This window comes from Actinacidiphila sp. bgisy144 (assembly GCF_057708105.1).
In genome coordinates this window covers 74977-87182 of sequence record NZ_JBYIRM010000013.1, presented here as the reverse complement: position 1 = coordinate 87182, position 12206 = coordinate 74977, and the positions used below count along the sequence as shown (strand labels likewise).

General features: G+C 72.3%; 15 protein-coding genes and 3 tRNA genes. 5 read left to right on the top strand and 13 right to left on the bottom strand.

Translation table 11 applies throughout. The features are described 5' to 3' along the window. Positions 1 to 24 precede the first annotated feature (24 nt). The gene (locus AC3EVP_RS17165; RefSeq protein WP_335984322.1) at positions 25 to 990 is read right to left on the bottom strand and encodes a thiamine-phosphate kinase; all 966 of its coding nucleotides are present in this window, start codon (positions 988 to 990) and stop codon (positions 25 to 27) included. A gap of 170 nt (positions 991 to 1160) precedes the next feature. Between AC3EVP_RS17165 and AC3EVP_RS17160 the strand changes: the two genes are divergently transcribed. Together AC3EVP_RS17160 and AC3EVP_RS17155 are read left to right on the top strand one after the other, a co-directional pair. Further along, the gene (locus tag AC3EVP_RS17160) at positions 1161 to 1394 is read left to right on the top strand and encodes an Lrp/AsnC family transcriptional regulator (protein WP_202236430.1); all 234 of its coding nucleotides are present in this window, start codon (positions 1161 to 1163) and stop codon (positions 1392 to 1394) included. A gap of 73 nt (positions 1395 to 1467) precedes the next feature. After that, positions 1468 to 1950 (top strand): DUF3515 domain-containing protein, encoded by a 483-nt coding sequence (locus AC3EVP_RS17155; protein WP_335984326.1) that lies wholly within the window; start codon positions 1468 to 1470, stop codon positions 1948 to 1950. Positions 1951 to 2039: 89 nt separating this feature from the next. Here AC3EVP_RS17155 and AC3EVP_RS17150 read toward each other — a convergent pair whose 3' ends face one another. The 3 genes from AC3EVP_RS17150 to AC3EVP_RS17140 are packed head-to-tail and all read right to left on the bottom strand — an operon-like array spanning position 2040 to position 5110. Next, positions 2040 to 3212 (bottom strand): D-alanine--D-alanine ligase family protein, encoded by a 1173-nt coding sequence (locus AC3EVP_RS17150; RefSeq protein WP_435130804.1) that lies wholly within the window; start codon positions 3210 to 3212, stop codon positions 2040 to 2042. 12 nt (positions 3213 to 3224) lie between these two features. Next, positions 3225 to 4226: an NAD(P)H-dependent glycerol-3-phosphate dehydrogenase gene (locus AC3EVP_RS17145; protein WP_335984319.1), complete on the bottom strand. Its 1002-nt coding sequence runs from the start codon at positions 4224 to 4226 to the stop codon at positions 3225 to 3227. Further along, a complete protein-coding gene (locus AC3EVP_RS17140) occupies positions 4223 to 5110 on the bottom strand; it encodes a lysophospholipid acyltransferase family protein (RefSeq protein WP_435130803.1) in 888 nt (295 codons plus the stop codon). Before AC3EVP_RS17140 ends, AC3EVP_RS17145 begins: the two co-directional genes overlap by 4 nt. Positions 5111 to 5241: 131 nt before the next feature. Between AC3EVP_RS17140 and cofC the strand changes: the two genes are divergently transcribed. Further along, the gene (gene cofC, locus AC3EVP_RS17135) at positions 5242 to 5895 is read left to right on the top strand and encodes a 2-phospho-L-lactate guanylyltransferase (RefSeq protein ID WP_435130801.1); all 654 of its coding nucleotides are present in this window, start codon (positions 5242 to 5244) and stop codon (positions 5893 to 5895) included. A 32-nt stretch (positions 5896 to 5927) separates the two neighbouring features. Next, complete coding sequence (locus AC3EVP_RS17130) at positions 5928 to 6149, top strand: hypothetical protein (protein ID WP_335984314.1); 222 nt, start codon at positions 5928 to 5930, stop codon at positions 6147 to 6149. Between the two features lie 82 nt (positions 6150 to 6231). Here the strand turns inward: AC3EVP_RS17130 and AC3EVP_RS17125 are convergent, their stop codons facing one another. The 4 genes from AC3EVP_RS17125 to leuC form a co-directional block, all read right to left on the bottom strand. Then, the gene (locus AC3EVP_RS17125; protein WP_335984312.1) at positions 6232 to 6849 is read right to left on the bottom strand and encodes an HU family DNA-binding protein; all 618 of its coding nucleotides are present in this window, start codon (positions 6847 to 6849) and stop codon (positions 6232 to 6234) included. 133 nt (positions 6850 to 6982) lie between these two features. Further along, on the bottom strand, positions 6983 to 7207 hold the full coding sequence (locus AC3EVP_RS17120) for an SCO5555 family protein (protein WP_335984310.1): 225 nt from the start codon (positions 7205 to 7207) through the stop codon (positions 6983 to 6985). A gap of 192 nt (positions 7208 to 7399) precedes the next feature. Beyond that, positions 7400 to 8005, bottom strand: a complete 606-nt coding sequence (gene leuD, locus AC3EVP_RS17115) for a 3-isopropylmalate dehydratase small subunit (protein ID WP_335984308.1) — start codon at positions 8003 to 8005, stop codon at positions 7400 to 7402. A 6-nt stretch (positions 8006 to 8011) separates the two neighbouring features. Then, positions 8012 to 9445 (bottom strand): 3-isopropylmalate dehydratase large subunit, encoded by a 1434-nt coding sequence (gene leuC / locus AC3EVP_RS17110; RefSeq protein WP_335984306.1) that lies wholly within the window; start codon positions 9443 to 9445, stop codon positions 8012 to 8014. A gap of 128 nt (positions 9446 to 9573) precedes the next feature. On the opposite strand from leuC, the gene ndgR reads away from it, so the two are divergent. Next, entirely contained in the window at positions 9574 to 10290 is a 717-nt protein-coding gene (gene ndgR / locus AC3EVP_RS17105; protein ID WP_335984305.1) for an IclR family transcriptional regulator NdgR, read from the top strand. A 147-nt stretch (positions 10291 to 10437) separates the two neighbouring features. Here the strand turns inward: ndgR and AC3EVP_RS17100 are convergent. The 5 genes from AC3EVP_RS17100 to AC3EVP_RS17080 all read right to left on the bottom strand — a co-directional run bounded on the left by AC3EVP_RS17100 (position 10438) and on the right by AC3EVP_RS17080 (position 12141). After that, positions 10438 to 10510 (bottom strand) — tRNA-Glu (locus AC3EVP_RS17100). A 63-nt stretch (positions 10511 to 10573) separates the two neighbouring features. Further along, positions 10574 to 10646 (bottom strand) — tRNA-Glu (locus tag AC3EVP_RS17095). 19 nt (positions 10647 to 10665) lie between these two features. After that, positions 10666 to 10737, bottom strand: a tRNA-Gln gene (locus tag AC3EVP_RS17090). A gap of 182 nt (positions 10738 to 10919) precedes the next feature. Beyond that, a complete protein-coding gene (locus AC3EVP_RS17085) occupies positions 10920 to 11498 on the bottom strand; it encodes a GTP-binding protein (RefSeq protein ID WP_202236420.1) in 579 nt (192 codons plus the stop codon). After that, positions 11479 to 12141: a DUF742 domain-containing protein gene (locus AC3EVP_RS17080; protein WP_435130798.1), complete on the bottom strand. Its 663-nt coding sequence runs from the start codon at positions 12139 to 12141 to the stop codon at positions 11479 to 11481. The genes AC3EVP_RS17085 and AC3EVP_RS17080 overlap by 20 nt, the downstream gene beginning before the upstream one ends. Positions 12142 to 12206 lie beyond the last annotated feature (65 nt).

The following is a 12206-nucleotide window of genomic DNA, read 5'->3' as shown; positions in this document are numbered from 1 at the left end:
TGCCCGCCGCGGGCTCGTCCGTCCTCACTCCCCCGGCCCGAAGTGGTCCCATCCGGCGGCCTTGTCCCACGGCGCGCCGTCGACGGTGACCCGCGGGGTACGGCCGGCCGGCGCGGTGACGTCGCCGATGATCCGCCAGCGGGCCGGGAGTTTCACGTCGCGCGGGAAGGCGGCCACGATGGCGTGGTCCTCGCCGCCGGTGAGCACCCAGTGCAGCGGGTCCACGCCGACGGCCTGGCCGATGTCCGTCATCTGCGCGGGGATGTCGATGGCCGCGGACCGCAGGTCGATGTCCACGCCGCTGGCGGCGGCGATGTGGCCGAGGTCGGCGACCAGGCCGTCGCTGACGTCGGTCATGGCGGTGGCGCCGAGTTCGGCGGCGGCCGGGCCGGCGTGGTAGGGCGGTTCGGGCCGGCGGTGCGCCTCGACGAAGGCGCGCGGCGAGCGGAAGCCGCGGGAGAGCACCGCGAGTCCGGCCGCGGACCAGCCGAGCCAGCCGGTGACGGCGACCAGGTTGCCGGCGCGGGCCCCGCCGCGGGTGACGGCGGCCCGGCTGCGCAGGTCGCCGAGGGCGGTGATCGAGACGGTGATGGTGTCGCCGCGCACCACGTCGCCGCCGACCACCGCGGCGCCCGCCACCTGGCACTCGTCCCGGATGCCGTCCATCAGCTCCACCGGCCAGGTCACGCGCAGGTCGGCGGGCACCACGAGGGCGAGGAGCACCGCGGTCGGCACCGCGCCCATGGCCGCGATGTCGGCGAGGTTCTGCGCGGCGGCCTTGCGGCCGACGTCGTAGGCGGTGGACCAGTCGCGGCGGAAGTGCCGTCCTTCGAGGAGCACGTCGGTGGTGGCCACCACCCGGCGGTCGGGCGCGGCGACCACCGCGGCGTCGTCGCCGGGGCCGATCTGCACCGCGGGGGTGGAGGTGAGGCGGGAGGTGAGTTCCCTGATGAGCCCGAACTCCCCCAGCTCGCCCACAGTCCCCTTCATAGTGTCGTCCCCTCGGTTGTCGGCCGGCGTCCGTGCCCCGGTCCGTTCCACTGCGTTATTCCCGTCAATACAAGGGTCTGGTACCGCGCGGGTCTCCCCGCTGCGCGCGGCGACGCGATAACGTGGCGTCTCCCCTCCCACATGATCCTCGAAGCCGCCCTGGAGGTTCCGTGGTACAGGCGTACATCCTGATCCAGACCGAGGTCGGGAAGTCCTCGGCAGTAGCGGAGGTGATCTCCAAGATCGACGGCGTGATCCAGGCGGAGGACGTCACAGGTCCCTATGACGTCATCGTCCGCGCACAGGCGGAGACGGTCGACGAACTCGGCCGCATGGTGGTGGCCAAGGTCCAGCAGGCCGAAGGCATCACCCGCACACTGACGTGTCCGGTCGTCCATATATAGTCCCCGCCGCTCAAGCCCCCGACGAGCCCCTGGTGCAGGGCTCCTCCCCGCTGTTCCTTATGCTTTCCCGGTGATGTTCCACCGCCGGGTCGTGCTGGTCTCCGTGTCCGCCGCCGCGTGCCTGTCCGCGGCGGCGGTCTACGTGTTCACCGCCTCCGGTAGCGACGACGAGTCCGTCGCCGTACCGGTTCCGAGCGCGGAGGCGGCGGGCTACTGCCGAGCGCTGCACGCGCAGTTGCCGAAGAAGATCGACGGCATGCCCGGGCGCGCGCTCAAGCCGGCGTCCGAGCTCACCGCCGGCTGGGGAGATCCTACGATCGTGCTGCGCTGCGGGGTACCGCGGCCGGCGAACGACGACGACGTGAACACCCCCGGCGCCGAGGTGGGCGGGGTCTCCTGGTCCTGGCAGCAGGACCCGGACGGCAGCGCGCGGCTGACCACGACGCTGCGCAAGGCGTACGTGGAGCTGCTGCTGCCGGCCAGGTACGCCCACGACGCGACGCCGCTGGCGGAGTTGGCGCCCGCCGTGAAGGCGACCATCCCCGCCGGCCTGTGACACGGCGCGGCGGGGACGGCTTCGGCGGCGTTGCGGGCGTACCGGGCCTCGCGGGTTTCGCGGGCTGACCGGCCCGGCGGCGCAGGGGGTCAGCGCAGGCCGGTGGAGCGGCGCAGCGCCGCCTGGATGAGCAGGTCGATCAGCTCGGTGTAGCCGACGCCGCTCTCCTGCCACATCCGCGGGTACATCGAGATCGGGGTGAAGCCCGGCATGGTGTTGATCTCGTTGATCACGAACTCGCCGCTGTCCAGCAGGAAGAAGTCCGCGCGGACCAGGCCCTCGCAGGACGCGGCCTCGAACGCCTCGACGGCCAGGCGCTGGACGCGCTCGGTCTGCTCCGCCGTGAGGGGCGCGGGGACGACGCCCTCGGCGGAGTCGATGTACTTCGCGTCGAAGTCGTAGAAGTCGCTGCTGGCGGCGGGCGGGATCTCGGCGGGCGCGGAGGCGCGCGGGCCGTCGGCGAACTCCAGCACGCCGCACTCGATCTCGCGGCCGCTCAGCAGGGACTCGACCAGCACCTTGGGGTCGTGCCGGCGGGCTTCGGCGAGGGCCGCGTCCAGCCCGTCGGGCCCGTCGACCTTGCTGATGCCGATGGACGAGCCGGCCCGGGCCGGCTTGACGAACAGCGGCCAGCCGTGGACCTGCGCGAACTGAAGCACCTTGCGGCGGGCGGCGGCCGGGTCCTGCGCGAACTCGCGCGGGCGGACCACCGTGTACGGGCCGACCTTCAGCCCGAACGAGGTGAAGATCCGCTTCATGTACTCCTTGTCCATGCCCACCGCGGAGGCGAGCACGCCCGCGCCGACGTACGGCACGCCGGACAGCTCCAGCAGGCCCTGGAGGGTGCCGTCCTCACCGTAGGGGCCGTGCAGCAGCGGCAGGACGACGTCGACCTCGCCCAGTGCCTTGGGCACGGCGCCGATCTCGGTGTAGACGACCTCGCGGTTGGCCGGGTCGACCGGCAGCAGCACCGCGCCGTCGTGGTCGGTGACCTGCTCGACGCTGGGCATGCGCCGGTCGGCGATCGCCATCCGCTCGGGTGCGTCGGCGGTCAGCGCCCAACGGCCCTCGGTGGTGATGCCGATCGGCAGGACGTCGTACTTGTCGCGGTCGATGGCGCGCAGCACGCTGGCCGCGGTCACCACGGACACGCCGTGCTCGGAGCTGCGTCCGCCGAACACGACGGCGACGCGCGGCTTTCGGTGGTAGCCCGGCCGCTCGGAGCGCGGGTCCTGGCTCGGGGGCGTTGGCAGGTTGCTCATGTCGCGTTGACCTTACCGTTCGGGTTTCGCGGAACGTGACATCAACTCCTTGACGGCCACGACGGGAGGCTTCCCGTTGTGCACGATGTCGACCACGGTCTCCGTGATCGGCATGTCGACGCCGTGCCTGCGGGCGAGGTCGGCGACGGACTCGCAGGACTTGACGCCCTCGGCGGTCTGGCTGGTGGCGGCGATGGTCTCCGCCAGGCTCATGCCGCGGCCGAGGTTGTGGCCGAAGGTGTTGTTGCGGGACAGCGGGGAGGAGCAGGTGGCGACGAGGTCGCCCATCCCGGCCAGGCCGGCGAAGGTGTACGGGTCCGCGCCCATCGCCAGCCCCAGCCGGGTGGTCTCGGCCAGGCCCCGGGTGATCAGCGACGCCTTGGTGTTGTCGCCCAGGCCCATGCCGCCGGCGATGCCGACCGCGAGCGCGATCACGTTCTTCACCGCGCCGCCCAGTTCGCAGCCGATCACGTCGGTGTTGGTGTAGGGGCGGTAGTAGGCGGTGTGGCAGGCGGTCTGGATACGGCGGGCGACCGCCTCGTCCCGGCAGGCGACGACCGCGGCCGCGGGCTGGCGGGCGGCGATCTCGGCGGCCAGGTTGGGGCCGGTGAGCACCGCGACGCGCTCGGGGTCGACCTTGGCGACCTCCTCGACGACCTCGCTCATCCGCTTCGCGGTGCCGAGTTCGACGCCCTTCATCAGGCTGACCAGGACCGCGTCGCGGCGCAGCAGCGGCGCCCAGTCGGCGAGGTTGGCGCGCAGCGACTGCGAGGGCACCGCGAGGAAGACGAACTCCGCGCCGGCCGCGGCCTCGGCCGGGTCGGTGGTGGCCGTCACGGTGGCCGGCAGCGTGATCTCGCTGGAGTAGGCGGGGTTGACCCGGGTGGTGTTGATGGCGGCGGTGATGTCGGGCCGGCGGCCCCACAGCGCGACCTCGCAGCCCGCGTCGGCGAGCACCATCGCGAACGCGGTGCCCCAGGACCCGGTGCCGTACACGGCGCAGCGAGCGGTCACGCCGCCCCCTTGCCGTGGCCGCCCTGGCCGCCGCCGGTGTCGGCGCCGCCCGTGCCGTCGGCGGCCGTCGCGTCGTTGTCCTTGTCGGAGGCGGCAGAGGCGGCAGAGGCCGTGGTTGCGGCGGACGCAGTGGCCGCGGCGGGCGCGGCGGCGGATGTGCCGGCGCGCTCCGCGTCCTTGGCCGCCTTGCGCGGGTCGTACAGGCCGTCCGGGGCGGGGATGCCGCGGAGTTCTGCGAGGAGGTGCTTCACATCGGTCATGATGGCCCCGGTCACCTCGCGGAGCACCTCGGCGGTGGGCTCCTTGCCGTGCCAGGCGCTCAGGTCGACCGGCGGCCCGACCAGCACGCGGTGCGTCTTGCGAGGCCAGAAGCTCGGCTTCTTCGCGTACGGCGGCAGGAATTCGTTGCCGCCCCACTGGGCGATCGGGATGACGGGGGCGCGGGTGAGCAGCGCGACGCGGGCGACGCCGGTCTTGCCGACCATCGGCCACTGGTCGGGGTCGCGGGTGAGGGTGCCTTCGGGGTAGAAGGCCACGCACTCGCCCTTGTTGACCGCCTCGACCGCCGAGCGGTACGCGGCCGCCGCGTCGGCGCTGGCGCGCACCACGGGGATCTGCCCGGTGCCGCGCATCACCGCGCCGACGAAGAACGGCTTGAACAGCGACGCCTTCGCCAGGAAGCGCGGAAGACGACCGGTGTTGTACTGGAAATGCGCGTACAGCAGCGGGTCGAGGTAGGAGTTGTGATTCACCGCCGTGAGGAATCCCCCCTCGGCCGGAATGTTCTCCTTTCCGCGCCAGTCCCGCTTGAAGAGCACGGTGAGCGGGGGCTTGGCGATGGCGGCCGCCAGGCGGTACCAGAAACCGATTCTGCGGCGGGACACCCGGGACTCCTCTTCGTTGCCGTTGGCGCCGCTCAGGGATCGCGGCTACCGAGAGGTTAACGCCAGCGCCCGGCAGCCGAGGGAGCACCTCTGCCACCTGCGGCGGCCGTGCCGGGGGGAGCGGCCGCACAATGGACGGCGTGGATGACGCGAGGTGGTCGCTGGTGGTTCCGCTGAAGCCGCTGGCGGTGGCCAAGAGCCGGCTGGCGGGCGCGGGTGCGGTGCGGCCCGCGCTCGCGCTGGCGTTCGTGCTGGACACGGTGGGTGCCGCGCTGGCGTGCCGGGAGGTGCGGGACGTCACGGTGGTGACCGACGACCTCACCGCGGGGGCGGAACTGGCCGGGCTCGGGGCGTTCGTCGTGGCGGACTCCCCGGCCGCCGGGCTGAACGCGGCGCTGCGGCACGGCGAGGCGGCGGTCAGATCCCGCAGGCCGCACGCGCCGGTCGCGGCGCTGAACGGCGATCTCCCGGCCCTGCGGCCCGCGGAGCTGGCGCAGGTGCTGCGGGCCGCCGCGGGAGCCTGTGAGCGGGCGTTCCTCGCCGACGCGGCCGGTACGGGGACAACGTTGCTCGCGGCTCCGCCGCGGGTGTCCCTCTCCCCCGGCTTCGGCGGGGCCTCCCGCGCCCGCCATCTCGCCTCCGGCGCCGCCGAGATCACCCTCCCCGCGGCGCCCTCGGTCCGCCAGGACGTCGACACCCCGCAGGACCTCGCGGTGGCGCTGGCGCTGGGCGTGGGCCGGTTCACCGTCGCGGCCGCGGCGGCGCTGACCTTCGAGGGCAGCTGAGACCGGTCCGGGCGGCGTCTAGGCTTGGGCGCATGCAAGCCACCGCGTTCACGTTCGATGCCGAGAGCCGCACGGGGAGCGTGCTGCTGGATGACGGCACCCCGCTGGAGTTCGGCGCCGCGGCCTTCGACGCGGGGCAGTTGCGGCTGCTGCGCCCGGGCCAGCGGGTGCGCATCCGCACCGAGGGCACCGGCGCGGAGCGCCGCGTGACCTTCCTGACCCTCCAGACCTTCCCGGACCCGGCGGCGCAATAGCGCGGGCCGGGCACCCCGTGGGAGAGGGGCCCGGCCCGGCGCGGTGGAGCAGGTCGATCAGTGGTGCGGCGAAGCGGCCGTATCACCTGGCGGCGGTGCGCTTCGCGGTCTTGCGGGCGGCGCGCTTGGCCGGCGCCTTCTTCGCGGTGGCCTTCTTGGCGGGGGCCTTCTTCGCCGCCGCCTTCTTCGCGGTGGTCTTCTTGGCCGCCGACTTCTTGGCGGTGGTGGTCTTCTTCGCGGTGGCCTTCTTGGCCGCGGTGGTCTTCTTCGCGGCCGCGGTCTTGGCGGTGGCCGCCTTGCGCGCGGTGGTCGCCTTCTTCGCGGCGGCCTTCTTCGTGGCGGTGCGGGCGGTGGTCGAGGCACCGCCGCTCAGGCTGCCCTTGGGCGCCTTCTTGACCGAGACCTCGCCGCCTCGCGGAAGCTTCTTCGACCCGCTGACCAGGTCCTTGAAGCCCTGCCCCGCACGGAACCGCGGCACGGAGGTCTTCTTGACCCGGACCCGCTCCCCGGTCTGGGGGTTGCGAGCGTAACGGGCGGGACGCTCGACCTTCTCGAACGAACCGAACCCGGTGACCGAGACCCGGTCACCGGAGACCACCGCGCGGACGATCGCGTCGAGAACCGCGTCAACCGCGTCCGCGGCGGCCTGCCGGCCGCCCACCTTGTCGGCAATCGCTTCTACGAGCTGCGCCTTGTTCACGTCTTCCCCTTCGGAAACTTGCCCGGCGAATGAGTACGGGCTGATTTCGCACGCTAGGCGGATATATACCGCAAATCAAATACGAAACGGGCGAATCACCCTTGTGCCGCAACGAACTCGGTGCTCCACGTGATCAGTGATCGGGGATTCCGAGGTCGTCCAACTCAGCCGTTAACACCTCCAGGCGCCGTGCCGCGTCGGCGAGATCGTGCTTCGCCACCGCGGTCACCGCGAGCAGTCGCCGGGTCAACTCCCGCCTTGTCCCGTCCGGGACTTCGGGATGGGCGACGCGCGTGTGCGCCTGCTTCAAACGCGCGGCGAGGACCCCGTAGAGCTCCAGTTGGCCGTCGCGTTCCATGCGTCGATTGTGCCATCTGCGGCGAGTTGCGGCGCATGACAGGGCCAACCGGGTGTTCCGCGGCTGGTTTTCCGTACCCATGGCGGGGTGGCGTCCGGCTCGTCCGGACACGCGAAAGCGCCCCCCACGAGGACGTGGGGGGCGCTTGCGCCGGCGGTGGCGGCGGCGCGGGCGTGCGGCCGCCGAAGGGCGTCAGACCCTTGCGGTGCTGGGCTTCCAGGACGGCCGGGTGCTCTCGAACGCGGCGATGTCCGCTTCGTTGGCGAGCGTCAGGCTGATGTCGTCCAGCCCTTCCAGCAGCCGCCAGCGGGCGTTGTCGTCGAGTTCGAACGGCGCGACCAGCTGCCCCTGCGGGCGGTCGGCGCGCACCTGCCGGGCGACCAGGTCCACGGTGATCTCCGCGGTCGGGTCGGCCTCGGTCAGCTGCCACAGCTCCTCGACGACCTCCTGCGGCAGCACCACCGTCAGCAGCCCGTTCTTCAGCGAGTTGCCGCGGAAGATGTCCGCGAAGCGGGACGAGATCACCGTCTTGAAGCCGTAGTTCTGCAAGGCCCAGACGGCGTGCTCGCGGGAGGAGCCGGTGCCGAAGTCGGGTCCGGCGACCAGGACCGTGGCGCCCGCGTACTGCGGCGCGTTGAGCACGAACGCGTCGTCCTTGCGCCAGGCCTCGAACAGGCCGTCCTCGAAGCCGTTGCGGGTGACCTTCTTCAGCCAGTGCGCCGGGATGATCTGGTCGGTGTCCACGTTGCTGCGGCGCAGCGGCACGGCCCGGCCGGTGTGGGTGGTGAAGGCTTCCATGGCTGCTCAGGCTTCCTTCGAGGCGGAGGGGGCGGGGGCGTCGGACAGGTCGGCGGGCGAGGAGAGGCGGCCGGTGACCGCGGTGGCCGCGGCGACCTGCGGGGAGACCAGGTGGGTACGGCCGCCCTTGCCCTGCCGTCCTTCGAAGTTGCGGTTCGAGGTGGACGCGGACCGCTCGCCGGGCGCGAGTTGGTCGGGGTTCATGCCCAGGCACATCGAGCACCCGGCGTGCCGCCACTCGGCGCCGGCCGCGGTGAAGACCTTGTCCAGGCCCTCCTCGACGGCCTGGAGCGCCACGCGCACCGAGCCGGGGACGACGAGCATCCGCACCCCGTCGGCGACCTGGCGGCCCCGGACGACGCCCGCGGCGGCGCGCAGGTCCTCGATCCGGCCGTTGGTGCAGGAGCCGACGAAGACGGTGTCCACGGCCACCTCGCGCAGCGGCTGCCCGGCGGTCAGGCCCATGTACTCCAGGGCCTTCTCCGCGGCGAGCCGGTCGCTGGCGTCGGCGAACGACGCCGGGTCCGGCACCGACGCGCTCAGCGGCGCGCCCTGGCCGGGGTTGGTGCCCCAGGTGACGAACGGCGCCAACTCGGCCGCGTCGATCCGCACCTCGTGGTCGAAGACGGCGTCCTCGTCGGTCCTCAGCGTCTTCCAGTACGCGACGGCCGCGTCCCAGTCCTCGCCCTTGGGCGCGTGCGGACGGCCCTGGAGGTAGTCGAACGTGGTCTGGTCCGGGGCGATCATGCCCGCCCGGGCGCCGGCCTCGATCGACATGTTGCAGACGGTCATCCGGGATTCCATCGACAGCTTCTCGATGGCGCTGCCGCGGTACTCGATGACGTAGCCCTGGCCGCCGCCGGTGCCGATCCGGCTGATCACCGCGAGGATCAGGTCCTTGGCGGTGACGCCCTCGGGCAGCTCGCCGTCCACCGTGACCGCCATGGTGCGGAACGGGGCGAGCGGCAGCGTCTGGGTGGCCAGCACGTGCTCGACCTGCGAGGTGCCGATGCCGAACGCCAGCGCGCCGAACGCGCCGTGCGTGGAGGTGTGCGAGTCGCCGCAGACCACGGTGGTGCCCGGCTGGGTCAGGCCCAACTGCGGGCCCACCACGTGCACGACGCCCTGCTCGACGTCGCCGAGCGGGTGCAGCCGCACCTCGAACTCCGCGCAGTTCTTGCGCAGCGTCTCCAACTGGGTCCGGGAGACCGGGTCGGCGATCGGCTTGTCGATGTCGAGGGTGGGGGTGTTGTGGTCCTCGGTGGCGATGGTGAGGTCGGTACGGCGCACCCGCCGGCCGTTCATCCGCAGCCCGTCGAACGCCTGGGGGCTGGTCACCTCGTGGATGAGGTGGAGATCGATGAAAAGCAGATCGGGTTCGCCTTCGGCGCGGCGGACGACATGGTCGTCCCAGACTTTCTCCGCGAGTGTCCTACCCATCGCTGTCCCTCCGGCCCGCGTCGTCGCGGGGCCTACATAGGTGTTGGTGCTGCGCTGTGCGTCCAGCGTGACGCGTTCCCGGGAAAATTGAACTTGCGTTTCACACTCTGAGACGCGAGTATCGTTGCATGGACAACTCTAGCGGCGTCGGCGTTCTCGACAAGGCGGCTCTGGTGCTCAGTGCGCTGGAGTCGGGCCCGGCCACCCTGGCCGGGCTTGTCGGTGCCACGGGCCTGGCCCGCCCCACCGCGCACCGCCTGGCGGTGGCGCTCGAACACCATCGCATGGTGGCTCGCGACATGCAGGGCCGCTTCATCCTGGGCCCGCGCCTGTCGGAGCTGGCCGCCGCGGCCGGCGAGGACCGGCTGCTGGCCACGGCCGGGCCGGTGCTGACGCATCTGCGCGACGTGACCGGGGAGAGCGCCCAGCTCTACCGGCGCCAGGGCGACATGCGGATCTGCGTGGCCGCGGCGGAGCGGCTGTCCGGACTGCGGGACACCGTGCCGGTGGGCTCCACGCTGCCGATGAAGGCCGGCTCCGCCGCGCAGGTGCTGATGGCCTGGGAGGAGCCCGAGCGGCTGCACCGCGGGCTCCAGGGCGCCCGGTTCACCGCCACCGCGCTGTCCGGGGTACGCCGCCGGGGCTGGGCACAGTCGATCGGCGAGCGCGAGCCCGGGGTCGCCTCGGTCTCCGCGCCGGTGCGCGGGCCGTCCAACCGCGTGGTGGCCGCCGTGTCCGTCTCCGGGCCGATCGAGCGGCTCACCCGGCACCCGGGCCGGATGCACGCCCAGGCCGTCGTGGAGGCCGCCGGGCGGCTCAGCGAGGCCCTGCGCCGCTCCGGCTGAGCCCGGGGAGACCGGGAGACCGGGAGACCGGGGGACCGGGGGAACCGGAGAGACCTGGGGACACGGACACACGAAGAAGCCCGCCGCGTTTCGCGGCGGGCTTCTCGTCGTATGTGGCGCCGCTTCCGGCGCTGTCGCTTCGATGCGTACCCCCGACCGGATTCGAACCGGCGCTACTGCCTTGAGAGGGCAGCGTGCTAGGCCGCTACACAACGGGGGCCCTGGCGATCCTCGCGTCGTCCGCACCGGGCGCGACCCGGCGGGGACGGAATGAAAGGATCTGTACCCCCGACCGGATTCGAACCGGCGCTACTGCCGTGAGAGGGCAGCGTGCTAGGCCGCTACACAACGGGGGCTCGCACTTGTGAAGTGCTGCTGGGGTACCAGGACTCGAACCTAGAACAACTGAACCAGAATCAGCCGTGTTGCCAATTACACCATACCCCACCAAAACGCAACCCCGGTAAGGGATCTTGTTCGGTTTGCGTCTCCGTTCCGGGCTTTGCCCTGTCCGGCGGCGCAGGAAGAACATTACCCGATCCGGGACGGCGCTCCAAAACGAGTATCGCCAAGTCCCCCCGGAACCGGGCCGGTGCGCCGTCAGGACGCACCGGCGGCCCCGCGCGGCACTAGCGCAGTCGGGCCATCAGGGCGTGCTCGACGAGCGTGATCAGCGCGCTCTTCGCGTCGCCGCGGTTGCGGGCGTCGGTGGTGATGATCGGCGCCTCCGGGCCGATCTGGAGCGCCTCGCGCACCTCCTCCGGCCCGTACGGCTGGTGGCCGTCGAAGCCGTTGAGCGCGATCACGAACGGCAGTCCGCTGTTCTCGAAGTAGTCGACCGCCGGGAAGCAGTCCGCAAGTCTCCTGGTGTCCACCAGGACGATCGCGCCGATCGCGCCGCGCACCAGGTCGTCCCACATGAACCAGAACCGGTCCTGCCCGGGCGTGCCGAACAGGTAGAGGATCAGGTCCTCGTCGAGCGTGATGCGGCCGAAGTCCATCGCCACCGTGGTGGTGGTCTTGTCCGGCGCGTGCGTGAGGTCGTCGATGCCGGCTGACGCGGAGGTCATCACGGCTTCGGTGCGCAGCGGGTTGATCTCCGAGACGGCACCGACGAACGTGGTCTTGCCCACGCCGAATCCGCCCGCCACCACGATCTTCGCGGAGGTGGTGGCGCGGGCCGGACCGCTAGAGCTTCCGAAGTCCACTGAGCACCCTTTCAAGCAGTGTCACATCAGGCTGGCCGCCCGCGGCCTCGTCGCCGCCGGGCTGATGGATCGCGACGAGTCCGGCCTCGGCCAGGTCGGCGACGAGAATGCGGACCACCCCGAGCGGAATGGTCAGCAGCGCGGAGATCTCGGCAACCGACTTGACCTCGCGGCACAGCAGGCAGATCCGCTGGTGCTCGGGGAGCTGCCCGCGCAGCCGCTCCGGGTCGGCGGTGGTACTGACCAGCGCCTCGATGGCGAGCTGGTAGCGCGGCCTGGTCCGGCCGCCGGTCATGGCGTAGGGGCGGACCAGTCCTGAGGGCGTGCGTGAGCGGCCGGTGTCGTGCCGGTCCGGCTGCCCGCCGTGGCCCTGGCGTTCCTGGCCGTACTCCTGGCCGTAGTCCTGGCCCTGGTGGCCGTGGACCTGGTGCGCCTGGACCTCCTGGTGGCCGGGCGCGCCCGGGACCCGGCCCTGCGGTGGCGGGGCCTGCGGTGGGGCGTACGGCTGGATGCGCGGCTGGCGGTAGGGCGTGCCGGGCTGCCCGGGCCGCTGCTCCGGCTCGGGCTCGGCCGGGTAGCCGTACGGCTGGCCCGGCTGCTGGTGCTGGTTGCCGTACGGGTCTCCACCGGGGGAAGTGCTCACTGGTCCTCCTCCTGAAACGGCCGCGCGGCCGCCTGAGCACCTGGCAGGTGCCCGGGCCGGCCCGC